Below are 25,673 nucleotides of genomic sequence, written 5' to 3' on the forward strand. Positions count from 1 at the left end.
GAAAAGACGGCGGGCGCAAAAACACCTCCGGAAAAAACCCAGCCCGAGTACCCTCATCCCCCATAGGCCTCAAACGACGAGCCACCCCTCGCAACGCGCCGGACAAGACAGGATACGGATTCGTACCAGCGCGAGGGCCATCAAGCCGAGACGTCAACGCGGCAGGCCCAGCTGAAGCCCAAGGCTCGGCGGAATGGGGAAGGCTTAGGGGGAATAGGGAAGGGCGGACGAGGTCAGTAAAGGCGATCGCGATCGGGGAGGGTGAGGGCGATCGCGATCAGGGAGCGCGAGGCCGACGAGGCAGCGCGAGGCCGACAAGGCAGCGCGAAACAGGTAATCGTCAGACAAGCCCTGCCATGACAAGGACGCGCACGATGGATTATGATCGCAATTGAGGGCAAAATCCTTTTCGGCCGGGACGATGTTCTGGTTCCGCCGCAGAGCGCTCGAGCCGTTCGCGACGGCCGATCTCGCCCCGCTATTCGCGCCCGAGTGCGGGCAGCTCGATGGCACGGCTGCCCATCCTGCCGAAAGGCGTTTCATTCATGTCGCCGAGACGCGAGGCTATGTGGCGCTCGCCGGCGAGACGCTTGAGGCTCTTGCCGGATCGTCGCTTGCGAGCTCGATGCCGATCGCCTGCGCGCCCTCAACGCCGAGACTATGTGTCCGGAAGACAATCCCTATGTTTCGCCGATGCGGCCGTTCTGGCAGCGTTATCCAAGCCTTTTCGAGACCTATGCGAGCCTGCGCCATATGATCTTCGCGGCGCCCCCGAGGCGCCTGCGGTCGCGGTCCCGCTAGATCCCGCCCTATTAACGGGCGAGAACTTCCGGCTCTTTTCTGGCGCACCGGATGGTCCTAAAATCTGAAAAGCTCGGAGGGCCTATGCTTCGGCCTCCGGCGTCCGACGGTGTGTCAGGCCTCGGATTTGGCTGGACCCGATGCCGCGCCCCGACTTGCCCGGTCGGCTTCAGGATATTTGCGGGCGAGACTGTCGCTCGCGGACCGATCGACCGGCCAGCGAATAAGGTCCGTCTCCAGATGGCGGACCTTGCGGGCGTAGATATAGGCGTTTCCGTAACCGTGGTTGAACGGCATGTCGACGAAGGCGCCGCGCCGCTCTTCCGGATACAGCCAGATCCGGTTGACCATGCCGGCATTGATGATCTCGAAGCCGGTCTCGGGACCGAACAGGATTTTGAGCGCCTCGTCCGAGAAGCGCCAGAAATCGTTGGGGGTCTCGTGCAGGGGCCAGGTATGGGGCGTGCTCTGGAAGACCAGGCCGCCCGGCTTCAAGGCGCGGTTCACCGCGGCCGCGAACAGCCAGGGATAGGCCAGATGCTCCATGACCGAGAGTGAGAAGATCGCATCGACGCTTTCGGCGCCGATAAGGTCGTCGAGATAGTGGGCATCTCCGACCACGTCGACATGGTCGGAGGCGTGGATATCGACGCTGAGGAAGCGCCCGGCCTTCGGCATGTAGCGGCGCATGGCCTGGCTCGCATCGCCGACCACCCGGCCGCCGACCTCGACTACGGTCATCTTCGGATCGTCGGCCATGCGGACGAAATGCTTGAAGGAGATCGCCGCCTGGCTCTCCTCGCCGCCTTCGGCCGCCATGGCCTCGGTCATCGTCTCGTCCCACTGGTCGCGGCCGCCCCACGGGGTCGGCTCGAGATCGCCGCGCGGAAGGGTGAGGGGGAGGAGGATTGTCTCGCCCGCGCAGCGCCAGGTGATCCAGACGGGCGTTCCGGCGCGCCAGGAGAGATAGCCGGTAAAGCGCGAGCGATCCTCGCCGAGCGGTTCGATGTCGAGGCCGGCGCTGTCCTCACCGCAGACGAGGCGGGCGTCCTCGACTGAAGAGGACGAGCGTGCAATCTCGCCTTCCACGAAGAGACCGTTCTTGTCGCACCAGAACCGCCTGGCGATGACCGGTTCCTCGATCGCGGTCCGCTCCGAAAGGCACGGGATCGAGATCGGGTCGCGCCCCGTCCCGTTCAGCTTGTCGAAGGCTTCCCAGAGCGACCGGCTCGAATGCTCGTCGGCATCGAAGGCGACCGCCAGATCGAGGATCGTGCCGGGCTCGACCGGCATCGGTGTGAAGGAGATCGGCACGCTGTCGCCGAGACTGCTCTCCCGCAGGGACCAGGAGGCGCGCCGATTGGCGCCGCTCGCAGTATCGCGGATCAGGAGATCGATCTGTCCGGCCTCCTGCGGACGGCTTCCCAGCGGCAGTTCGATGCCGGCAAGGCTTGCGACATCGCACCGGAACCGTTCGGCGATCGCAAGACGGGGGTCGCTCTTGCGGGCGAAGACGGAGCGAAGTGAGACCATGGTGGGATCCAGCCTGGTTGGGGAGCGATGTCGTCGAGGAAAGGCGGGAAAGGGCGGACGAAGAAGAGACGATCCCGGCGCCGGCCGCCGGGTCATGCCGCTTCGATATCAGACCGTCCGGTTCTTCAGCGTCAGTTCGAGATGTTCGAGGATCATGTTGGTGTCGTAGTCGGAATTCGCCTCGACCACCGTTTCCCAGTAGTTGAGAAGGGGAATGCGGGCCGGGTTCTTCTGGAGGAGTTCGCGCTTGATGAACGGAAAGCCCATCTTCGCGATCAGGTGATCCCAGAAGAAATGGGTGACGTTGAGCGGAACGCCCGCATCGATCGTCTTGTAGAGCTGGCGAACGAAAGCCTGGCGAACCGGATCGAGCTTGTCGATGGCATCGCTTTCGACGACCGCGCGGACGAGATGGCGCGCGCAATCGCGATAGGCGAAGGCGGCCCGGCAGCGCATCCGGCCGCGCATCATGGCGCGGGAGACGCCGACCTCGTAGCGGCGGATGACGAAGGTCTTCGACTGGACGTAGCGCACGCTCTTCCAGAAACGCGCGAAGGCGTCGGAGCGGATGGCGGCCGCGTGGAAGAGCATGAAATAGCTCTGCAGGTGGAAGTTGAAGTCCCAGCTGTCGGTCATGCCCCAGACATCGGCGTCCTCCGGGTTCATCCGGTCGATCGTCGGTCCGAGATGGTGGATCGGGCCGTAGACGCTGTCGTTGACGAGGAGCAGGCGATCGAGTGCCTCAAGGTCGGGAATGAGATCGATCCCGTCCTTCCAGGCGCCGAAATCGTAGCCGACATTGCGGCGCTCCACGATGAGGGCCGAGATCTCCTCCAGACGCCCCACATCGCTTTCGTCGAGCGCTTCGGCATTGCTGACGAAGACGATCTCGAAGCCGATCGCGTGCAGCTGGTAGAGATAGTACATCAGGAAGTCGTGGACCCGGCCGCCCCGGTCGAAATGCACGACGACGCAGACGTCGCGCGCGCCATTAAGAGACCGCGAGCCCGTGCGGACCCGGCGCACGAAGGGGCCCGTCCGCACGAAGCTCGCCAGATACATGAACTGGGCGAAGCCGAGGCGCAGCCAGGTGGAGAACACCCGGAGAGGAACGCGCAGATAGAGGGGAAGACGGATCAGGGCCGTCAGCATTCTGAACATGGGACGCCTCTCACCTCGCCAGGCCGTAGTCGCGGGCGATCTTGAGCGCGTCCTCGGCGACGGCGGGATCGGGGGTGCCATAGGCCGCGTCGGGCGTCAGCAAGGGCTCCATGGCGGTCTTGCCGCGGGAGCGCTCGCGTGCCCTCAGCGCCGCCATGCCCTCGTGGTATCGCACCGCCCAGACGAAGGAGCCCGTCTCGTGGGGCCCGCCGTCCGCCATCCGGTCGAGACGCTCCCGGGCGCCCGCGAAATGGTTCATCGCGCGCTTGGGTGAATTGCGGTGGTTGAGCTCAAGGATCCCGAGGGCGAAACCTAGGGATACTCCGCGCTCGTCCTCCGTCAGATCCGAGGCCTCGATGCGCGGGGCAACTCGCTCGGCCGCCATGTGATGGCCTTCGCCCACAAGCCCGATGAAGACGTCGCGGCGCAGTTTGGCGAGAAGGGGCTCGGGCATGCGCTCGCCGAGAGGATCGGCCCCCACGGCGAGACGTTCGAGCGCGGCAGGAGCCTCGTCCGGGGACTTGCGGGCGTCAAAGGCCGTGGCATAGACGCGGGCACGCCAGCCGAGCTCCTCGGTCTCGCCATCGTCGGAGCCGATCGCTCTCAGGACCGCGCGAACGCGGTCGGAGGCCTTGGCGGCGGCGGCGAAGCGCGCGTGGGCCTCCTCGTCCCGGTTGCGGGCGAGCGCCAGCGTGCCGGTCATGTAGAGGAGAGTCGCGAGGTTGAAGGGATGGATGCGGTAGAGGTCGTCGAGCGAGCCGGGCAGCGGACCGTCGAGAGGCATGGTTTCGGGGGCGTCGAAATCGAGACCCCAGCGCGAGGCGAGCGTCGCGCGCACGGCCGCGATCGTGTCTTCGCAGGCATCGTAGTCGCCGGCATTGACGAGCTCCTTCAGGAGCCGGCCATGCATGCCGAGCGAAAGGGCGCTGCCGGCCTCGGCGGATGCGGCGATGCGGGCAAGGTATTCGCGATAGGCCGTCCGGTCGAGCGGCCGGGTGAAATCGGCGTCACAGGTTCCGTGAGACGCCGCCGCGCGGAGCGAATGGCCCCAGTCGGCCACCACGACCCCCGCAAAGCCCGCACGCCTCAGGGCCGCTTCGAGCCCCTTCGGCGAATAGAGAACCACGTGATAGCCGGCACTCAGGAGCGGGGCGAGGGTCGCCGGGCTCGTCTCGGGGCGAACGGCATCGGCATTGGGCGTCGTCAGGAGAACGGTGCCGTTCCCTGTCAGATGAGCCGCGAGGACGGCGAGGAAGGGGTCGGGATCGGCGATATGCTCGATTACCTCGGAGGCCAGCATGAGATCCACGGCCTCGCGCTCGTCCGCATTGTCGAGGGACAGATAGGTGGCATCGATCGATGAGCCGAGAAGCTCGCGTCCCAGACGCGCGGCCGGGCCCGGATCGATGCCATGGGCTTTCCAGCCGAGGATCTTCGACGCGAAATCGACCGAGAAGCCGAAGCCGCAGCCGATTTCCAGAAAGCGTTCGATGCCCTGATGGGGGACGGCGTAGAGCGAGGCCAGCATCACGTCGATGCCCGCGCCCTGTTCCTGGTAGAAAGAGAGAGCGGCGTCGCCGCCCCACACGGTCTCGTAGGCCGGCTCCTTGAAATCGGCGAAGAAGGCGCTGCCGCAGGCCGCGCACCGCTCGAGCGTCAGCTCCTCGCGGGGCGGCAGGGCCGAACGGATCTTCAGGACCCGCTCTGTCTCCTGCGTCGCATGGCAGGCCGGGCAACGTCGTTCCGGTCCACGCCCTTCGAGCCATTCCATGTTCGCATCCTTCATCCGTTTTGCCGAACCGGCAGGCGTTCGGCGTCGTCACGCAGCCCCGTGTCAGAAGCGACCCCCCGATGGCAAGTCGAACTTAACGTAAAGTCGGCAGGGCCCCGACTTTTTGACGGGGTGTGCCGAGCCTCATCCACACTTCCGTTCCCTGCCGTGGGCCGCGACCGGGGCGAGGGGCCGCGAGGGACCATCAGGCGTCCCGAAGAAAGGCGAGTTCACCAGGGACCGGCGGGAGCGGGGAGGCCGGCACGAGCGCCGGGAGTAAAATCGCTTCGATCATGCTCAAGGTCCCGAGATCGGATGGCGGCGCAAGGCGTGGCGCTTCATCGGCGGCCTGTCGGGCGCGGGCCCGTTCGCGCTCTTATAGGAGCCATTTGAGGGAAAGCAAAGGACGCGCCTTTCGCGCCCGCGCGCCCGGAACGCGGGTCTCTTCCGGAAGGTGAAGCCCCGGGCTGGAAACCCGATCGCGAACGGTCTAGATCGCCAATCGATCCGGCCGCCTGATCCTTCGGGTCCGGCGGGCGGGCCGTGACCCGGCGCCGAACGGCGGTTCGGTCGCCGAACGCTCTGCCGTGGACATGATCTTGATGAAAGTCCGGTCATCCAAGCAAAGACGAACTCGTTTGCCGAAATAAAAACAAGAACAGAATGCAATGGCAGGCCTTCCCCTTTGCGTGTAAAGGGAAGGTCTGAGAGACAGAAAAGCGAAGCGCGATCCATGTCTTCCGTTCTCAAGGTCGTCGACCAAGCCAAGCCCGCCGAAACCGAAGGTCCTTCGGGCGATGGCCAGAAGGGGCAGGGGCATTTCGGCGGCACGTCCGGCCATCATACGGCCCTCCACGCCCTCTCCATGGCGGCCCGCCAGCGCGGCGTTCACATGTCCGTCGAGCAGCTCGTCCGCGACTACCGGATCGGCGAAGCGGAGGCGCCCAACGAGCTTCTGATGACGATCGCCAAGGATCATGGTCTGGAGGCGCGCGAGGTTCGTCTGAAATGGGCCCAGCTCGCCCGGCTTAAGGACGCGCTTCCGGCTCTCCTGCGCCTTGAAACCGGGGCGACCCTCGTCATCGTCAGCTTCGAGCAGCGCGGCGGGCAGGACGTTGCGATCGTCAGGGATCCGACCGCGCCCTCGTCCCAGCCGGTGGCCATCGACGAGATCCGCATGGCCGCGGTCTGGACGGGTTCGGCCATTCTCCTGAAGCGGCATCCGGCCGGGACCATGGAGACCCAGACCTTCGGCTGGGGCATGCTGATCCGCGAGTTCGTCCTGGAGCGCAAGATCTTCGGCAGCGTCGCGCTTTCGGCGCTGGTGCTCGCGCTGTTCGCGCTGGTGCCGCCGCTCCTGTTCATGGTGATCGTGAACAACGTGATGCTCTACCAGCGCATGTCGACGCTGGTGGTGCTTGCGACGGTCGTCGTGTTCTACCTGATCTTCGATACCGCCTTCGGCTATCTGAGGCGCTATCTGATCGCGGTCGGAACGGCCAAGATCGACGCGCGCCTCAACGTCTTCATCATGAACCGGATCCTCCGGCTGCCGATCGAATTGTTCGAGCGGATGCCCGTCGGCGACCTGTCCTATCGCATCACCCAGGTATTCCGGATCCGCAACTTCATCACGGGAAGCCTGTTCAACACCCTTCTCGACAGCTTCGTCCTCATCTTCCTCCTTCCCGCCCTGTTCCTCATCAGCGCGCGGATGGCCTTCGCGGTCGTCGGCGTGGCGCTCGTCATGTGCCTGATCGTCGCCGCCTACATCCCGGCCATGGGCAAGGCCTATGGGCGCGTCATCCGGGCCGAAACGCGCAAGAACACGACGTTGATCGAATCCATCCACGGCATGCGCACCATCAAGTCCCTCGCCCTCGAAGGGCGCAAGCGGCAGGAATGGGACGAGCACGTGGCCGAGGCGGTGAAGGCCAACACGGATTTCCAGCTTCTGGGCAACCAGCCCCAGACGATGCTGAACCCGCTCGAAAAGCTCGTCTATTCGGGCTCGCTGCTGCTCGGCGCCGCCCTCGTCCTGACCGGGACCGAGCCGTTCCTCGCCGGCACGCTCATCTTCTTCGTCATGGTGGTGGGCCGCGCGGTGGCGCCGTTCATCCAGATCGCCAATCTCCTCCAGGAATATCAGGAGGTGAAAGGCGCGGTCGACATGGTCGGCTCGATCGTCAACGAGGCGCCCGAACGGCCCGACGGCATGGTGGGCTCGCGCCCGGTGATCAAGGGTCGCGTGACCTTCTCCGACGTGCGCTTCCGCTATCCGGGCGCGACCAGCTTCGCCCTCAACGGGGTCGATTTCGAGGCGAAGCAAGGCTCGGTCGTCGGCATCATGGGGCGCTCTGGCTCCGGCAAGACGACGGTCACGCGCCTGCTCCAGGGGCTCAACATGACCTATGAGGGCCTCATCAAGATCGACGGCGTCGATCTGAAGGAGATCGACCTCTATCATCTGCGCTCCAATCTCGGCGTGGTGCTTCAGGACAACTTCCTGTTCCAGGGCACGATCCGCGAGAACATCATGGCGGCCAAGCCCGACGCGACCCTCGAAGAGGTGACGGAAGCTGCCCGCATGGCCGGCGCCGAGGAGTTCATCGAGCGCCTTTCGCGCGGCTACGACACCTTCATCGCCGAAGGATCGGCCAATCTGTCGGGCGGCCAGAAGCAGCGCATCGCCATCGCCCGCGCCCTGATCCTGAACCCTGCCGTCCTCATTCTCGACGAGGCGACCAGCGCGCTCGACCCGGACAGCGAGGCGATCGTCAACTCCAATCTTCGCAAGATCGCGAAGGGCCGGACCGTCATCGTCATTTCCCATCGCCTCAGTTCCCTGACAGACTGCGACCAGATTCTCGTGATGGAACGGGGACGGGTCGTCGACACCGGTCGACACGGCGATCTCCTGAACGAATCCGAAATCTATCGCCAGCTCTGGTTCCAGCAAAACCGACATCTCGGCGGGACATCCCAGAATGAAACTGATCAATCGCAAGACGCCTAAGAACGAGGACGCCGAGTCCGATTCGGCGATCGGCTACTTCCAGTCCCAGACCGCAGCCATCACCGAGGCGCGGGATCCGGGCTTCGCACGGGCCGCCGTCGTCATGTTCGCGGTCATGGTCGTGGCGGCGATCGCGCTCGCCGCGATCCTGCGGCTGGAGCGGGTCGTCGTCGCACGCGGCATGGTCGTCTCGGAGACGCCGACGATCGTGGTGCAGCCGCTCGAGACGTCCGTCGTCAGCAGTATCGAGGTGCGGCCCGGCGACATCGTCGCCAAGGGCGATGTGCTTGCGCGTCTCGATCCGACGATCACGGATGCGGACGTCGACTCGCTGCAGCGGCGTGATGCGAGCCTCGATGCCGAGATCGCCCGGCTCAATGCCGAGATCGCGGGTATCGCCTACGATCCCGATGCGGACAACGAATTCTCCCAGCTCCAGACGGCGGTCTTCAAGCACCGTGCGGCCGAGTTCAAGGCGTCGATGGCCACTTACGAGCAGAAGATCGCGGCGACCAGCAGCGATCTCCAGCGCAGCCGCAACGAGAGCGCTCTCCTGTCGGAGCGCAACGAACTCCTCGGCGAAGTGGTGGACATGCGCGCCAAGCTCGAGCGCACCTCGGCCGGCAGCCGGCTCAACTCCATCCAGGCGATCGACGACAGGCTTTCGGTCGAGCGCTCGCTCGCCGAGAGCCAGGGTATCGCCATCACCGCGAGCCATCAGCTCGAAGCCCTGAAGGCCGAGCGCGAAACCTTCGAGGAGAAGTGGCGCGCCGATACGGTCGACCAGCTTCTGGCTGCGCGCCAGACGAAGAACGAGGTGTCCGAACAGCTGGCCAAGGCGACCTATCGGCACAGCCTCGTCGCCCTGAGGGCCGTGAGCGACGCCGTCGTCCTCGAAGTCGCCCCGGTCTCGGTCGGCTCGGTCATCCAGAGCGCGAGGGAAATCTTCCGTCTCGTTCCGGTCGATGCCGAACTGGAACTCGAGGTGGACATCAACGGTGCCGACCAGGGCTTCGTCGCGGTCGGCGACAAGGTGGAGATCAAGTTCGACGCCTATCCGTTCAACGAGCACGGGACCGCACAGGGCGTTGTGCGGAACATCAGCCAGGACTCCTTCACGCGGACCGAGGGGCCGCGATCGGGCGAGGTCTACTACCGGGCCCGTGTCGCCATCGACAAGGCAGAGCTGCGCGATGTGCCGGCCGATTTCCGGGTGATTCCGGGCATGCCCGTGACCGCCGACATCGTCGTCGGCGATCGCAGCATCCTCGCCTCGCTGACGGGCGGACTGGCCGATGCCTTCTCGTCCGCGCTGAGGGAGCCATGAGCGGCCTGTTCCGCAAGCTCGGAACGGCCGTCGGCCTCGGCGGCGGCCATGGCGCGCGGCTGGAGAAGGCCAAGCGGACGCTCGAGCGGGGCGACCACGGACAGGCGTCCAAGCTCTTCTTCGAACTCGCCCGCGACGGCGATGCGGAGGCCCAGTTCGAGCTTGCCCGGCTCTACCAGACCGGGAAGGGCGTGGTGGGAAGCGCGGGCGATGCCGTCCACTGGCTGCGAAAGGCGGCGGACCAGAACCATCTGGAAGCCCGTTACCTCCTCGCTCTGGTGCTGACCTACGGGGCTCGCCCGCCCGCCGACGTCGCCGATCATACCCAATCGCTCTCCGTGCTGTTTCCGCACGGTCTCGGCGTCGAGCCGGATCATGCCGAGGCCCGGCGATGGGCGCTTCTTGCGGCCGAGGCCGGCCACACCGAATCCATGGCACTGATCGGCTATCTGCTGGCCGCGGGCTGGGGCGGCGAAATCGATGCGGCGCAGGCGGCCAAATGGTATGAGCGCGCCGCGGCCGAAGACAGCGCGCAGGCGCTTCTGGGGCTCGGCACGCTGCTGGCCGGCGGATGGCTCGGCGAGCCCGATCACCGGCGTGCGGCCGAACTCTATCGCCGCGCGGCCGAACTCGGCACCCCGACCGCGGCCTATTATCTCGGCCTCGAATATCTCTATGGCTTCGCCTCCAAGCGCGACGAAGAGCAGGCGGCCCACTGGCTCGGCAAGGCGGCTGAACTCGGCAACAGCAGTGCCCAGCGCGCGCTCGGCCAGCTCTATCTCCACGGCATGGGCCTCGAGCGGGACGCCTCGCGCGGCGAGACGCTGCTGAGACGGGCGGCTCTCGTCGGCGATACGGAGGCGATGGCGCTTCTCGGCGACCTGCACCGCACCGGCGGCGGATTGCTGGATCCCAATCCGACGGAGGCTGCGAACTGGTATCGCATGGCCGCCGAACTCGGCCACAAGCCGTCGCAGCGCATCTACGGCCTGCTCTTCATCGGCGGGATCGGGGTTCCGAAGGATGCCGTCCAGGCGCGGACCTGGCTCACCCGGGCCGCCGATCAGGGCGATGGCGAGGCGCAATGCCGGCTGGGCACGCTGATGGCCGAAGGCATCGGCGGGCCGAAGGATTTGAAGGGGGCGGAAACCCTGTTCCGGCGCGCGGCCGATCAGGGGGTTGCCGACGCCGTCTACAGTCTCGGCCTCATGGCCCAGAGCGGGGCGGGGACCGAGCGCAATTCCACCGCCGCCATGGACTGGTATCGCAAGGCTGCGGAACAGGGCAGCGCGATGGCCCGGTTCCGCCTCGGCGCCGGTTATGCCGCCGGCGACGGCGTGCCCCAGGATTACGCGCAGGCCATCATCTGGACCCGGCCGGCGGCCGAAGCCGGCATCGCGCTCGCACAGGTCAATCTCGGCCGGTTCCTGATGCAGGGCCTCGGCTGCGAGCCCGATTACGTCGAGGCCGAACTCTGGTTGCGCAAGGCCGTCGATGCCGGCGAGGTTGTGGCCATGACGGCGCTCGGCGAGCTCTACGCCCATTGGCGGCCGGACAAGAACATGGCCGAGGGAAGGCACTGGCTGACGCGCGGCGCATCGGCCGGCGACAGGCGGGCGGCCGATCTCCTCTCCGCGATCCTGCACGCTCCGGACGCCTCCGATGCCGGTGCCAAGGTGGGCGACGAGACTGGAGCTGCGCCCGAGACGAAGGGCGGCGAGCCGAGCACCGCTTGAGTTCGCCCGCACCGTCCGCGCCTTCCGCGTGAACCTTCCTTCACCCATCGGCCGGGACCGGCGTTTTCGGCCCGGACAAGACGCGCGCGTCTTGTGCCGGGCCGCCAATCCGGCTACCGGCGCCCCTGGTGAGGCCCCGAAGGCTTCCCGTTTCAGGAGCTTTTGAAGCCATGTGGCCGTTCTCGTCGAAAAAGACCCCGTCCCCTTTCAAGGTCGGACCCTTCAAGCCGGCACCCAAGGGGCCACCCCTCGGCGATGAGGATCGCCAGATCGTCGATCGCTTCCACGACCTCTACTATCGCCGCTGGTTTCAGGGCGGCCAGACCATCTCGATCGGCTGGCTCGGCCACGAGACCCTGAAATGCCCGATGGATCTCTGGCTCTATCAGGAACTGATCGTCTCCCGCCGCCCGGACGTGATCGTCGAGACCGGGACGCGCTTCGGCGGCAGTGCCCTGTTCATGGCGAGCGTCTGCGACCAGATGGGCCATGGCCGCGTCCTCAGCGTGGATATCGACGAGAGCCTCGTCTCGATCCGGCCGGTCCATGATCGCATCACCTATCTCAACGGCTCCAGTCTCGACGAAAAGCTGCTCGCGGGCATCCGCGAAACGGTCGGCGACGGGCGCTGCCTCGTCATTCTCGACAGCGACCACAGCCGGGACCATGTCCTTGCCGAGCTGCGCGCCTATTCGCCGCTGGTCAAGCCCGGCGACTATCTCATCGTCGAGGACACCAATGTGAACGGCCATCCGACCCTGCCCGATTTCGGACCGGGGCCCATGGAGGCGCTCGAAGCGTTTCTGGCCGAGACGGAGGATTTCGTCTCCGATCCGGCCTGCGAACGCTTCCTGATGACGCTCAATCCGAAGGGCTATCTGAAGCGTCGCGGCTGAGCCCCGGAGGCTCGACGACGCATCGGACGATCCGGAAACCGGAGCGGCTTTTCGGCGCGATGCTTCAGGGCTCGATGCCGAGATCTCTCCACATCCGGAGTCTCGCCGCGACGGCGCCGGCATTCGCCCGCTCCGCCATCAGTTCCTCGAGACTGCCGCCTTCGGGCACCGCAATGAGGGAGTGGTCGGCGATCGCGTTCCGCAGACGGTCGGCGCGCGAGGCGTCGTCCATCTCCGGATGATCCGTCCAGAGGCGGTAAAGCAGCTGGTCGGCCGGATCGAGGGGCAGTGCGCCGCACAGGAGCGGGGAGGCAAGGAAGGCTGCGACGGCCGGCACGCGCGCTTCGTCTTGAAGAGCGGCGTTCAGGCGCCGGGCCCGGTCCCTCGTTGCGGCGGCGACCGTCCCCGCGCTTCGGCAGGGATGGGCTCTGCCGGCATGGACGAGCAGCGTCAGATAATCGAGCCAGTTCTCGCGGGAGAAGGCGACGCTTCGTCCGATCTCCTCGATGCTCATCGGACCCGATTGCAGCGCCGACCAGACGATGCGGGCCATGTCCTGCGAGAAGCGGATCTCGCCGACGGGAATGGCGAAGGCGGTCGGCGGCTGGGGAAAATCGGCGATGGCGACGAGCCGGATGCGCGACAGGAGGTGCTGTTGCTCGTCCTGCGACAGCCGTTCGGCTCCGCGTCCCCATACATCGCGCCGGAACACCGTGTTGACGACGAGATCGCGCGTATATTCCCGGAGCCGCCAGTCGGACACCGTTCCGACGAGCGTCTGCAACTCGCCCGACATCACGAAGCGATCCACGTTGTTGGGAAAATGGGTCGATCCCACGAAGCCGAGCTTGGCCGGGGCGAGCGCGTCCGCGACGTCCGGGAAGGCGTGCGGCGTCCAGCTCTGATTGAGATATTCGTGCGCGAGATAGCGCACGTCCTGACCCTCGATGCGCGTCAGCTGGGCCGAAAGTCCATCATTCGCCGTGAAATAGCCGGCCTTCGCCTCGCCGAGCCGCCGGGCGAAATCGATCGCCTCGAAGATGCGCTGGTCGCTGCGGCCGGTCACCTCTTCCGCCTTCGCGCGCAAGAGGCGCTGAAGCGGCATCATGGGGGCCCAGCCGGGCATGGCATTGTAGCTGAGAAAGACGAGACCGCCCGGCGCGACGCATCGCGACAGGATCGAGACGATATGATCGCGATTGTCCGAGCTGACCCAGCTGAAGACCCCGTGAAGCGTCACGAAGTCGTAGGGCTCTCCTTGCAAGGCACCGGCCGCGAAACTCTCGAAATCGGCTTCGTGGACCACAACATTGTCGAGCCCGGCCGATGCGATCAGCCGGCGGGCGGAGGCGACGTGCTCGGGATTGAAGTCGATCCCGACGAATGTGGATTCGGGGTGGGCGGCGGCTGCTGCGACGAGGCTGAGGGCACGGCCGCAGCCGAGTTCCAGATAGCGGAAGGGCTGGTCCGGATCGGGAGGCCGAAACCCCTGCAGAAGCGCCGTCAGCGCCAGGTAACGGGGCATGAGTTCGCGGAAATGGGTGCGGGTGTAGCCGATATCCGTGATGTAGCCCTGTCCCCATCCGCTCATGGCGTCTTCCCCTGCCGAACCTCGTCGATCAGCCTCAGGTAGCGGGGCAGGGAGACGGTCTCCAGATCGAAGCTCTCGATGCATCGCTCGCGGGCCCTGCGGCGCAGAGCGGCATAGGCGTCCGGATTGGCGAGAATGTCCACGAGGCGCTCCGTCAGCGCCTCGATATCGTGGAAATCACACAGGATGCCGTTCTCTCCGTCGGTGATCACCTCCTCCACCGGCTGGGTATCGGAGGCGAGAAGGAGGCATCCGGTGCTCAGGGCTTCGAGGCAGGACCAGGAGAGAACGAAGGGGAAGGTGAGATAGACGTGGACGGCCGAGACCTTCAGGATGCCGATATACTGCTCGTAGGGCAGGTGACCCAGGAAATGGACGCGGTCGAGATCGAGCCCGGCGCCGACCTCGTCGAGCATCACCTGCTTCCAGGTGCGGCCGCTTCTGTGATGCGTGCCGTAGCTCACGCCCTCGGCCCCGACGATCAGGACCCGGGCATTGGGCCTGCGGCGCAGCACGTCGGGCAGGGCGCGCATGAAGATGTGGAAGCCGCGATAGGGCTCCAGATTGCGCGCGACATAGGTGATGATCTCCTCGCCGGCATTGAAGCGCTGGCCCTTGGCGAGGAGGAGCGCGTCGGGGTCCGGCGCGGCGCGGGCCGTGTCGATGCCCTCGTGGAGGACGGTGATGCGCTCCTGCATGTAGGCGGGGAAGCCCGACTTCTGCCACAAGGTCGGCGTCACGCCCCAGTCGGCGGTCTGGAAGGCGAGGAGGGGAATGGCGTTCTTGGCCCTTATGCGCGGCGGGTCGTCCGCGTTGACGACGGCATCCCGATCGAAGCCGACATCGGCGCCGTCATAGCGGTAGAAGAACTCGAAATAGGAAAGGACCGGCGTCCCGGGCCAGACATCCTTGATGAAGAGCGTTTCGCCCCATCCGCAATGACCGACGATCACATCGGGATCGAAGCCCTCAGCGCGCAGGCTCCGGCACGCCTCGTAGACGGCCTGCCCGTTGAGGACGCCGAATTCCAGATCCGTCAGATAGTGATGGGTCTCGGGCGATGGGGAGCGATGCCGCTGATACGGACGCACGTCCACCCCCGGCAGCGGCTTCATCAGAAGCTGGGTGAGATAGACGACGCGATGTCCCTCGGCGACGAGCCGCAGCGCCACATGGGCGAACTGGGCCGGCGCGTTCTGATGCACGAACAGGACGTTCATGCGAAGGGCGAGTCCCTGTAGGTTCCAAGTTCGGGCGACCAGTCCCCGAGCGGTTTCGTGGCTTTCGCCTGGATCTCGAACTCGGTCGTGCGCTGGACGACCACAGGATCGAAACCGGCTCGGTGCAGGGCTTCGCCTAGACGATTGGGCGTGAAGCCGCTGCGATGGGCCATGGCCGTGCGTCCGGCCGCGATGGCGGCGCCGTGACCATAGAGGATATCGTGCGGGGTGATCGGACCTGCCGGCGAGATGTAGACCGGTTCGGTGAGCCCGCCCGAGGCGACCGCGCGGGCTGCCGCTTCCACATCCGGCACGAAGGCGAAGAGGGTGCCGCCGCGTTTGAGGACGCGAAAGAGTTCGCGGGCCGCCGTCTCCGTCTCGTGGGCGAAGAGATGTTCTAGGATGTGCGAGCACCAGGCAGCGTCGAAGCTGTCGCTTTGAAGGGCCGACAGATCGGTCGCGGACGCCACCACATCCGGCGCGACATTGGGATCGACATCGGCGCGCACGACCTGCCAGCCGCCACCGCTGACGAACTGCGCGGTGAAGCGATCGTCCGCGCCGGGCGGTCCGCTTCCCACATTGAGCACTCTGGGCAGGCGATGCTCTTCCAGGGACATGGACGATCGTTTCCTCATGTGTGAAGCGCTCGGATCTTCAGGGCCGAGCCCGCCGGGACCGGCTCGCAGGCCTCGGCGCAGGCAGGCGCTGCGACGCCCGTCTCGCGATCATCCGCGCGCGAAGCGGCTCCGCGCTCGGGCGATGGTCAGAAGATCCGTCCCTGATCGGCTTCCGTGCGACGCTCGACGATGAAGACGCGCAGGGCTTCGAGCGCATCGCCGATGCGGTCGGAGCGCAGGGGGGAGCCGTTCTGACCCTTCGCTCCACGCCCGCCGCTGACGAAGCTTCCCTCATAGCTGACATCGTAGCGCTGCGCGGCCTCGCCCGTCAGGCGGATGGCGATGCCGGTGAGCGCCTGGCCCATGCCGCGGCTGCCGCACAGGTCGCCGCCGCGGATCCAGGACGTCTCGACGCCGCCGGCCGTGAGGCCCTTGTATTCGAGGCTGGCGCGCGGAATGCTCTCGAGCGGGGTAATGGCGACCGCCTCGATCCAGTTGCCCTGGCCCTGAAGCCCGGCCCAGCCGAGATCGGAGACGCGCATGTCGCCATAGCGCTGCACATGGACGAGAACCTCGCAGCGAAGGACGTTCTGACCCATCACGCTGCCGGGGGCCTGGGCTGCGGGGCCGCGACGGTCCATTCCGTTGCGGGACGCACCGATATCAGGGCGGCCGGCCAGTCCCGGGGCCGGCTGAGCGCCCGCATAGGAGAGGGCGGCCGGCGCGGACGCCTTCGGCCCATCCGCATCGATGCGCTGGAGATTGATGCCGATGGCCGCGTCGGGCCGATCTGCGGGCTTCAGGGACACGAAAGCGAGCGCCGCGTCCCCGTCCGCGACGCGGATGACGACCGCTTCGCCGATGCGCGAGAGCCAGGGCGCGGTCTTGGAGCCGAGAAGGTCGACATGCTCGGCGCCGTCGACCGGAACGATGTGCAGGGCCGGCAGAGCGACCTTGTCCTGGGTGTTCAGGTAGCGGTTATCGGTGACGGTCACCGAGTAGAGGCCGGGCGAGAACGTGAAGATCTGCGTCGAAGAGGCGACCTTTTCGGAAGACTTCGTGGGATTACTGGCGTCCATCAAAGGGTCCTTTGCCCGCAAACATCAGTTCAGCGACAACAGTCGTCGGCTTTTCCGACGGCGTTCATATCCTTCCCTTGCGACCGTGTGAAGCCGGGACGCTTCCAGGCGAGGAGCGCATCGTTGACCATTGCCGGCGTCGCCTCGATCGGCAGCAGCCGTCCGCCCCCATGGGCGCGGATGCGCTCGGCGATCGCACCGAGATCGAAGGCCAGCACCTCGAAGCCGCTGCGCCAGATCTCGCTGAGCGTATAGGACCAGGTTTCGGGACAGACCGAAGGCAGGAGAGCGAGTTCGGCGCGTGAGGCTTCGAGCAGCGCCGGCAGTTCCGCCGCTTCATAGGTGCCGGTGACGAACACTCGTTTCGTCGCGAACAGGGCGTTGTCGTCCTCGCTATTGCCCAGAAGCACGAATTCAAGCGGCAGGTGGCGGGCGCGCGCATCGTCGGCGCAGGCTTTCAGGACCTCGAAACCCTTGTGAAAACCGATGGCGCCCGGAAGTGCGACGACGAGCCGGTCCGGCGCCCGGTTCTCGGTTGCGCCTTCCGGTCGCCCGAGCGGCCTCGCATCGTCCCAGGGAACGACCGTCATTCCGGTCCGGCCAAGATGGGGTTCGAGCCGGGTCGCGACATCGCGGCAGGGGACGACTACCCGGTCCGCATCGGCGAAGAAGGCGCGGCTGCGCGCGCGCAGATCCGCGACCGTGATCCGTTCCTGTGAGATCGAGCCGAACGAGGTCACGCAGCGCTCGCAGGCGGCAGCGTCCGGCACCCCGCAATATCGCCCCGACCCGTCGACGAGCGCCATTCTCGGACAGATCCACGAATAGTCGTGGACGACGATCTCGTAAGGGACGGCAAGCAGCGCGGGCAGGTCGAAGACCTGCGGGTGGTGATGAAGCGTGTGGTGGATCTCGATTCTCTCGATCCGCAGGCTTTGCAGGAGATCCATGAGCGGGCCGAACTCGTCCTGCGTATAGATCAGATCCTCCAGATCGGGCTGGTCGTCGACGGCCAGCCTGCACCGCGCCGTGGCGGATGGGCCCGCATCCGAGGTAGGCGCGAGGGACTGGAGGGTCAGCGCCCGGTAGCCCTCCGTCCGGAGCGTTTCCAGCCGAGCGTCGAGATGGGTCGCGACTCCTCCCTTGAGGCCCATGGTGACGAGAAGGACGGCCGGCGGACCGGACCGGAGCCGTGCGAGATCGATCCGGCGCCGGGCGCCGGCGAGGGGATCGCTCGCGACGTGGCGGGCCACCAGGGCGTCATAGCCCGGATACAGGCGTTCGATGAGAAGACCGTTGCGGTGGGAGAGGATGCGACGCTGGGCGCCGAAGGATCGCTCGCCCAGATGGCCGACGAAGACATCGGCCGCGACGACGTTTCGGAATCCGAGGGCGGAGGCGCGAAGGCAGAAATCGTTCTCCTCGCCATAGCCGCGCCCGAAGGTGAGAGCGTCGAGGCGCCCCACGGCGGCGAAGCAGTCGGCCCGCACATAGAGGCAGTGCCCGACACCGGTCGGCACGTCGATAACGAGACCCGGATTGGCCCTCGCGGCCGCCCTGTCGGTCGCCGCGATCGTCTCCGGCGCCTGATCCTGCGCGCGAGCGGCATATCCGGCGATGCTGCCGGATGGGGCAAGGGCCGTGACCGTGCCGATATCGGGAGCGCTCCGGCTCGCCGCCGTCAGGCGATCGAGCCAGTTCCCCGCAACGATCGAATCGGCATTGAGAAGAACGACGTCGAAGCCGGTCAGCCGTTCCAGGCCGCGATTGACCGAACCCGGATAGCCCAGATTGACGGGGTTGCGCAGGAGTTCGATCCTGCCCCGGCGTTCGAGTTCCGCCAGCTCGTCAGAGAGGTCCGGATCGGGTGAGGCATCGTCGACGACGAGAATGCGTACGTCGGCCGGGACCGTTTCGATCACCGAGGCGAGGCAGGCGAGGGTCTCGTCCCGTCCGTCGTAGACCGGTACGAGAACGGCCCTCGGCGCGCTACGATCCATCGCGATCCGGCCGGCCGGATGCCGCCCGCGAACGCCGGCGGGAATGGGCGCCACCGCGAGGGCATCGCTGAGGAGGCTGTCGTCGCGTGGAAGGGCGTGCGCGGCGGCCCGGCGGAAGGGGGCGAGGGCGGACGCACGCCGCGAGCGCGCCTCGACCATCATGGGCGAGCCTGAAAGCGGCACTCCGAGAGCGCGGAAGGAGATCGGTCCCGGCTGAAGGTCGTGGCGGTCGAGATCGAAGGTGAAGCCGCAGGTCACGGACGAGCTGCCGAGCGCGCGCGCGATGTCGCTTGGTTCGCCGGCCGTGATCCATGTGGTCCGCCCGGCCGAATCCGTCACCTCGACATCGATGGGGCGGTCGGGATCGCCGGGTGCCGAGGCCCAGCCGTAGACGCCCTTCGCGCCTTCGCCGACCATACCGCGCAGGGCCGGGTGGGCAGGCAGGGCGATCGGCGAGCCGAGCCATTCCTCGCGCGCGCCGAAAAACCGCAGCCGGCCCTCGTCCGGCAAGGTGCGTCGGGGCAGGCTGAAACGCAGGACATCGCCGGCGGTCTCGATCACCGCCACTTCGCGAAGCGCGCGTCTTCTCTCCGGCTCTCCGGTTTTGCGCCAGACGATCTCGGCACCCTCCAGTCCGTCCCGGCGGAGCGATCCCAGAAGGCCGCCATCGGCCGTCACCGAAACCCAGCCGGGTCGTTCGGGCAGCATGTCGAGGCTCTGGTCGAGTTGCGCGATAGCGTCCTGCGACAGAGCGCCGAACCGGGCGAGGGTGCGGCAGAGGTCATCGAGGATCGCTCTTTCGCCGAGCGCCTTGGCCGAGCGCATGGCGATGACGAGAAGGGTCGCGTCGGCACCTCCCGCAGCCTCAGCCTTGCGAAGGATCGCCAGAACGTCCCGATGGCGTTCGCGCGCCCATGCGATCGCCGCGTTGAGCGTCAGGAAGTCGAGGCGCTCGGGGCGCATCCGCACGAGGCGGGCGCCGTGGATAAAGGCTGCGTCGTAGTCCCGCCGGGCGAGATCGAGCCGGACGAGACCGGCGACGGCCGAAAGATGATGGTCGCGATCGGCGAGCAGATCACGGGCCAGCCGATCGGCGGAGGGGTCGCCCGCCGCGATGAGGTCGTCGAGTGCGGCAACTTTATCGGGGAAGACGAATGCCATGGCCACACAATAAAAAGGCTCGCACCGAAGTGCGAGCCCAATTCATGATTGCTGCGAGCCGGCTCAGCCGAGCAGGATGTTGCCGCGCAGAGCGTCGACGGTGGTGTTCTGGACCGTGACCGAGATGCCGCCGCTGAAGTTGAGCGTAACCGAACCGCCGCTGACGGTCGCGTTCGCAAGCAGGGCGTCGACGCTGGTCGCACCGAGGCCGACAAAGGCCAGGGTGTCCGCCGTTCCGCCGGCGCCGAAGTCGGTGATGACGTGACGGCCGCCGGAGTTGTCGAGCTTGGTGAACAGGAAGAGGTCCTTGCCTGCGCCGCCCGAGATCGTGCTCGTGCCCTGAGCCGCGATGATCGTCTCCGCACCGGCCGAGCCGACGAAGACGTTCTGGCCACCGGAGAAGCCCGTGGTCGAACCGGCCGAACCCTGGACGGTGTTCTGGCCCGCTGCGACGAAGGCCGTGTCGCCGGCGCCGACGGCGACGAGGTTCTGGCCACCGAACACGCCGATGATGTCCGCACCGTCGCCACCGTTGATCGTGGACTGGCCCGAAGCGGCGATGATGGTGTCGTTGCCGGCACCCGCGAGGAGGCTGTACTGGCCACCGCCCGAACCGGCGGTGCCGATGAGATCGCCGCCCGTCGAGCCGACGATCGTGCCGGAACCCGCGCCACCGGCGATGGTCGCGGCCTGATCGGCGACGACGAAGGCGTTGAGCTGGGAGCCGACCTGAACGACGGAGCTCGGCTGATCGACGATCGTGACCGCACGATCGGGGCCGCCGGCCACGGCCGGGGTGCTCGCCGAGCCCGCGGTCGTGGTCGTGTAGACGCCGCCCGAAGCGTTCACACCGTTGAGGATCGCCTTGGTGGCGTCGGTGATGGACGAGTCGTTCGCGACCGCAGCGCCGGCATTGCTGGTGCCGCCAGAGATTGTTGCCATGGGAAGGCCTTTCAAACGGTTTGATGCTTGGAGGGAATTATCATCAAGACTGGCGTCCCGCAATCGTCAAAATGCATATCCGACCAATTCTGCTTGCCGTTTTTAGTCGATCAAGGAAGCAACACGGTCATCAAAACTTCAAGTACGCCATTTTGGCAAAGATCGACTGTGGCTTTCTGGACTCAATGGACCTGTCGACCTGAATATGGCGGGATTCGATGTACGAAGTCCTGCCAAAACGGGGAATGGCAGGTTTATCAAAGCATTAAATTTGTAACTTACGCAAGGTTCGGATGCGGTGCACCTTCGCGCTGCACCATTTTTATCAAGGATTGCCGGAATGATGTACGGCGTTCTGGCAAGAAACCGTCACCGTGATGTCGACCGTCGCCGTGCGGCGCTTTTGAAGGATGAGAATCTGGGGTTCGCTCGCAGGTTCGAGCCGCAGATCGTAGTCGGGGAGGGGCTGGGTCCGGCACTCCTCGACAAGTCCCTCGATCACGGACCGGAACTTGCGGAACGGGAGGGAGGAGCCGCTCCGGCGATGGACGTCTTCGAGGCCGTGAATGGCCGTGCCTTCGCCGGCGGACTTCACGGCGAGCCGGTAGACGAACTTGGCGAGCGGCCGCGTGATCAGGAAATAGGCGGGATTGAGCGCAAGGACCGACTGCTTGTCGCCGGCTGCGGTCACCCCGTCATACACCCAGCCCGGAATCTCGATCTCGACGCGCTCCACCCGGTTCTGCCTCGTTCGGGACACGACCCGGAAGCGCCCGATGAGCGGGAAGGATTCGGTCTCCCGGCGATCGGTATCCTGCAGATTGGTGATCTTGATGCGGGTCGCCTGGAGGCGGTCGAGAGCGTTCTCGAGCTCCAGATACTGCTTGCCGCCCGAGGCGCGCTGGCAGAATTTCAGGAGATCGCCGAGGCTCGGCCGGTAGATCCGCGCCGGCAGGGGCATTTCGAGCCCCCGGCTCCTCGCTTCCTCGACGGCCTGCATTTCGGCCGCCAGATGCGAGACCATGTGGATGAAGATGTCGTAGTCGTAGGCCGTCGCGAGTCCGACTTCGCTGCCGCCCTCGATGGTCACGACGCTGTCTTCGAGCTCGTAGCGAAGGATCCGGTCGCGGACCATCTTCGACAGGGTGAAGGGCGCGATGTCCATGAGATCGAGTTCGTCCCGCACGCCCGAGGCGTTGAGGGCCGGAAGGAAGAAGTGCGCCGCGTCGTCCACCGTCTCGGCCCCGGCGGAGACGGGCGAGCCGTTCGCCGTTTCGGTCGCCGGCCGGGGTTCGGGTGCGATCTCGACCGCCCCGCGCCGGATCGCCTCGGCATAGATCAGGAGCGCCGTCTCACCCTTGTCCCGATCCTCGGTCCCCAGTTTCAGATCGGCGATACTCCGGCGGGAATAGAACCGCCGCAGCCGGCTGAGCTGATCCCGGTCGAGGGGAATGCAGCGTCTCGCGCTCACCGTCTGGATTTCGCGGACGGTGGTCTGCAGATAGGCGTTTTTCTCGTGAAGAGACAGTTCGCAAAAGGCTTCGCGATCGAGAAGCTGCAACTCGTGCCGCAGAGCGGCGCCTTCGTTCGGCAAGAGACTCTCCTGTTCGATCCGTTGAAGACAGGCGAACACGCGGTCTGGACGAAACATCCGGCAGGGGCCGGCCGGGATCGTCTCGGTCCGAACGCGTGAATGGTCGCTTGCTCACGAAAGGTCAAGGCAGATCAGGGCGATGGACGAACCGGGGCCGCGACCGACGCATCACGTCGTTCATTCACGATCCCGATTGTGGCGAATTTTCCACAAAAGACCGCCCGGCGGAGCGGGCTGCGAAAAAGGCGGACATCGAAATTCGGCCTGTCGCGTACGCTCTCTCCTCGGGGGCGTCCAACTGCTGGAGGAAAAGGCGTGGTGCACACGATTTGTGCATATTTGGAATGAGTATAAATATCCCGCAAACTGCTATTGCACCGCGAAAAATCGCACGGTAAGACAAGGGCAGAGCAGAGGCCGATATCGACGGTTCTCCTCGCGGACCGGCCGGATAGGGTCGGTCCCTGCGACATCCAAAGGCGGGTGTCCTTCGGCAAGGCTGCCGACCTATCGAGTGTTCGCGAAGCGGTCTTCGACTTCTTTCGCGGCCGATCGGGTCGGGCAGCCTTTTTTCGTTCCAGATGCAACTCAGACCGGACATGCGGCGAGCCGCGCCGTTCCGGCATCAGGGAAGTCTTGTCCCATGGTTTCTTTCTCCACCACCCGCCGCACCGTCCTCTCGCTGATGGGAGCGGCCGCGCTTGCCACCGTTTCCAGCGCGGCCTTCGCCGAGATGGTGTTTCCGGAAAAGGCCGAGCTGAAGTTCGGCTTCATCAAGCTCACCGACATGGCGCCGCTGGCGATCGCCAAGGAGAAGCACTTCTTCGAGGACGAAGGCCTCTACGTCACGCTCGAGCCCCAGGCGAACTGGAAGGTGCTGCTCGACCGCGTCATCACCGGCGAGCTCGACGGCGCCCACATGCTGGCCGGCCAGCCGCTCGCCGCGACCATCGGATACGGCACGAAGGCCCACATCGTCACGCCGTTCTCGATGGATCTCAACGGCAATGCCATCACGGTCTCGAACGCCGTCTGGGACGGGATGAAGGCCAATATCGCGATGGGCGCGGACGGCAAGCCCGAACATCCGATCTCCGCTTCTGCGCTGAAGCCCGTCGTCGACGGGTTCAAGGCCGAGGGCAAGCCCTTCAACATGGGAATGGTGTTCCCGGTCTCGACCCATAATTACGAGTTGCGCTACTGGCTGGCGGCCGGCGGTCTCAATCCCGGCTATTACTCGCCGAGCGATACCTCCGGACAGATCGGTGCGGACGTCCTCCTGTCGGTGACGCCGCCGCCGCAGATGCCGGCGACGCTCGAGGCGGGAACGATCCAGGGCTATTGCGTCGGCGAGCCTTGGAACCAGGCGGCCGTCTTCAAGGGCATCGGCGTGCCCGTCATCACCGATCACGACATCTGGAAGGACAATCCCGAAAAGGTCTTCGGCATGACCGCCGCCTTCGTCGAGGAGAACCCGCAGACGGCCATCGCCGTCACCAAGGCGCTGATCCGGGCCGGCAAATGGCTCGACGAGAACGACGGCGCGAACCGCGAAGAGGCCGTCGAGATCCTTTCGCGCCCCGAATATGTGGGCGCCGACAAGGAGGTCATCGCGAACTCGATGACCGGCACCTTCGAATACGAGAAGGGCGATGTCCGCCCGGCGCCGGACTTCAACATCTTCTTCGCCAAGAACGCGACCTATCCCTTCTATTCCGATGCGGTCTGGTACCTGACCCAGATGCGCCGCTGGGGCCAGATCTCCGAGGAGAAGCCCGACAACTGGTACGACGAGACCGCGAGAAGCGTCTACAAGCCGGACATCTACATGGCGGCGGCGCAGTCGCTGATCGAGGATGGCCAACTCGACGCCTCCGAGATCCCTTCGGACACCGACGGCTACAAGCCGGCAACGGCCGAATTCATCGACGGCGTCGAATATGACGGCCGCAAGCCGAACGACTATCTCGCCAAGTTCGCGATCGGGCTGAAGGGCGAGGACACCGCCGCCGGCCTCTCGAACTGATCCCGGCCGGGTCCCCGACGAGCGCCGCTCGGGGCCCCGCCGCACCCTACCGAAATCCGTCTCCCCGTTTCGAAGACAGGTCCGTCACTTCATGACCATCGCCTCCGATTTCATGGGCCGCGAGCCCGGCGCCGAGGACCGGCGCATTCTCAAGCGCGAAAAGCGCATGATGCGGATCACCCGCGCCACCGGCCCCCTGACTGCGATCGGCCTCGGCTGGTCCGTGCCGCTGATGAAGATGGCGGCGGGCGACGATCCGAGCTCCAACATGAAAGTTCTCTGGAAGAGCCTTCTCGTGCCGCTCCTCGGCATTCTCGCCTTCCTTGGGGTCTGGGCGGCGCTCGCGCCGACCGTCCACACCTCGCTCGGCACCGTGCCTGGGCCGGCCCAGGTCGCCGACCAGGTCGGCTCGCTCTATGCAGACTGGGAGCGCACCCAGGCCGACAAGGCCGCCTTCTATGAGCGCCAGGAGGCGCGCAACCAGCAGATGATCGAGGCGGGCTATGGCGACCGCGTCCAGACCCGGGCCTATACCGGCGCGCCGACCTATCCCCAGCAGATCCTCACCTCGCTCAAGACGGTCTTCCTCGGCTTCCTCCTGGCGACGGTCATCGCCGTGCCGCTGGGTATCGCCTGCGGCCTCTCCTCCACGATCAACGGTGCGCTCAACCCGCTGATCCAGATCTTCAAGCCGGTCTCGCCGCTCGCCTGGCTGCCGATCGTCACGATGATCGTCTCGGCCCTCTACGTGAACGTCTCGGACGCCCTGCCGAAATCCATGGTGGTCTCGGCGATTACCGTCACCCTCTGCTCGCTCTGGCCGACGCTGATCAACACCTCCCTCGGCGTCGCCTCGATCGACAAGGACCTCGTCAATGTCGGCAAGGTGCTGCAGCTCTCCACCGCCAAGACCATCACCAAGCTCGTCCTGCCTTCCGCGATGCCGCTGATCTTCACGGGCCTACGCCTGTCGCTGGGCGTGGGCTGGATGGTGCTGATCGCCGCCGAGATGCTCGCCCAGAATCCCGGCCTCGGAAAGTTCGTCTGGGACGAGTTCCAGAACGGCTCCTCCGACAGTCTCGCCCGCATCATGGTCGCGGTGATCACCATCGGCATCGTCGGCTTCGTCCTCGACAGGATCATGGCCGCCCTCCAGTCCGCCTTCACCTTCTCCGGCACGCGATAATCCGGGAGCGATC

At 66.0% G+C, this 25,673-nt stretch carries 16 protein-coding genes; 6 read left to right on the top strand and 10 right to left on the bottom strand.

Annotated elements, in window-relative coordinates; translation table 11 throughout:
• Positions 1-915 precede the first annotated feature (915 nt).
• From DYI37_RS16750 to DYI37_RS16760, 3 genes are all read right to left on the bottom strand, one after another.
• Positions 916-2,334: a methyltransferase domain-containing protein gene (locus DYI37_RS16750; RefSeq protein WP_116684430.1), complete on the bottom strand. Its 1,419-nt coding sequence runs from the start codon at positions 2,332-2,334 to the stop codon at positions 916-918.
• Between the two features lie 108 nt (positions 2,335-2,442).
• Entirely contained in the window at positions 2,443-3,495 is a 1,053-nt protein-coding gene (locus DYI37_RS16755; RefSeq protein WP_199520188.1) for a rhamnan synthesis F family protein, read from the bottom strand.
• A 10-nt stretch (positions 3,496-3,505) separates the two neighbouring features.
• Positions 3,506-5,266, bottom strand: coding sequence for a class I SAM-dependent methyltransferase (locus DYI37_RS16760; RefSeq protein WP_158555196.1), 1,761 nt, complete (start codon positions 5,264-5,266; stop codon positions 3,506-3,508).
• A gap of 733 nt (positions 5,267-5,999) precedes the next feature.
• Here DYI37_RS16760 and DYI37_RS16765 point away from each other — a divergent pair.
• From DYI37_RS16765 to DYI37_RS16780, 4 genes are all read left to right on the top strand, one after another.
• On the top strand, positions 6,000-8,282 hold the full coding sequence (locus DYI37_RS16765) for a peptidase domain-containing ABC transporter (protein ID WP_116684433.1): 2,283 nt from the start codon (positions 6,000-6,002) through the stop codon (positions 8,280-8,282).
• Entirely contained in the window at positions 8,254-9,609 is a 1,356-nt protein-coding gene (locus DYI37_RS16770) for an HlyD family type I secretion periplasmic adaptor subunit (protein ID WP_116684434.1), read from the top strand. Before DYI37_RS16765 ends, DYI37_RS16770 begins: the two co-directional genes overlap by 29 nt.
• Positions 9,606-11,345: an SEL1-like repeat protein gene (locus DYI37_RS16775; protein ID WP_116684435.1), complete on the top strand. Its 1,740-nt coding sequence runs from the start codon at positions 9,606-9,608 to the stop codon at positions 11,343-11,345. Before DYI37_RS16770 ends, DYI37_RS16775 begins: the two co-directional genes overlap by 4 nt.
• Positions 11,346-11,515: 170 nt before the next feature.
• On the top strand, positions 11,516-12,241 hold the full coding sequence (locus DYI37_RS16780) for a CmcI family methyltransferase (RefSeq protein WP_116684436.1): 726 nt from the start codon (positions 11,516-11,518) through the stop codon (positions 12,239-12,241).
• Positions 12,242-12,305: 64 nt separating this feature from the next.
• On the opposite strand, the gene DYI37_RS16785 is transcribed toward DYI37_RS16780, so the two are convergent.
• The 7 genes from DYI37_RS16785 to DYI37_RS16815 all read right to left on the bottom strand — a co-directional run bounded on the left by DYI37_RS16785 (position 12,306) and on the right by DYI37_RS16815 (position 22,448).
• The gene (locus DYI37_RS16785; protein WP_158555197.1) at positions 12,306-13,832 is read right to left on the bottom strand and encodes a class I SAM-dependent methyltransferase; all 1,527 of its coding nucleotides are present in this window, start codon (positions 13,830-13,832) and stop codon (positions 12,306-12,308) included.
• Complete coding sequence (locus tag DYI37_RS16790; protein ID WP_116684438.1) at positions 13,829-15,052, bottom strand: glycosyltransferase family 4 protein; 1,224 nt, start codon at positions 15,050-15,052, stop codon at positions 13,829-13,831. Before DYI37_RS16790 ends, DYI37_RS16785 begins: the two co-directional genes overlap by 4 nt.
• Positions 15,049-15,672 carry a class I SAM-dependent methyltransferase gene (locus DYI37_RS16795; protein WP_158555198.1) on the bottom strand — a complete coding sequence of 208 codons (624 nt, stop codon included), beginning with the start codon at positions 15,670-15,672 and terminating at the stop codon, positions 15,049-15,051. Before DYI37_RS16795 ends, DYI37_RS16790 begins: the two co-directional genes overlap by 4 nt.
• Positions 15,673-15,818: 146 nt before the next feature.
• Entirely contained in the window at positions 15,819-16,751 is a 933-nt protein-coding gene (locus tag DYI37_RS16800; RefSeq protein WP_116684440.1) for a hypothetical protein, read from the bottom strand.
• Positions 16,752-16,780: 29 nt separating this feature from the next.
• The gene (locus tag DYI37_RS16805) at positions 16,781-19,912 is read right to left on the bottom strand and encodes a glycosyltransferase (RefSeq protein ID WP_116684441.1); all 3,132 of its coding nucleotides are present in this window, start codon (positions 19,910-19,912) and stop codon (positions 16,781-16,783) included.
• A 63-nt stretch (positions 19,913-19,975) separates the two neighbouring features.
• A complete protein-coding gene (locus DYI37_RS16810) occupies positions 19,976-20,854 on the bottom strand; it encodes a calcium-binding protein (protein WP_116684442.1) in 879 nt (292 codons plus the stop codon).
• A 325-nt stretch (positions 20,855-21,179) separates the two neighbouring features.
• Positions 21,180-22,448: a replication initiator protein A gene (locus DYI37_RS16815; protein ID WP_158555199.1), complete on the bottom strand. Its 1,269-nt coding sequence runs from the start codon at positions 22,446-22,448 to the stop codon at positions 21,180-21,182.
• Between the two features lie 643 nt (positions 22,449-23,091).
• Here DYI37_RS16815 and DYI37_RS16820 point away from each other — a divergent pair.
• Positions 23,092-24,474, top strand: coding sequence for a CmpA/NrtA family ABC transporter substrate-binding protein (locus tag DYI37_RS16820; RefSeq protein WP_116684444.1), 1,383 nt, complete (start codon positions 23,092-23,094; stop codon positions 24,472-24,474).
• A 91-nt stretch (positions 24,475-24,565) separates the two neighbouring features.
• Complete coding sequence (locus tag DYI37_RS16825) at positions 24,566-25,660, top strand: ABC transporter permease (RefSeq protein ID WP_199520189.1); 1,095 nt, start codon at positions 24,566-24,568, stop codon at positions 25,658-25,660.
• The last annotated feature ends 13 nt before the right edge of the window (positions 25,661-25,673 follow it).

Origin of the sequence: Fulvimarina endophytica (genome assembly GCF_003403015.1) — a bacterium.
Lineage (GTDB): Bacteria > Pseudomonadota > Alphaproteobacteria > Rhizobiales > Rhizobiaceae > Fulvimarina > Fulvimarina endophytica.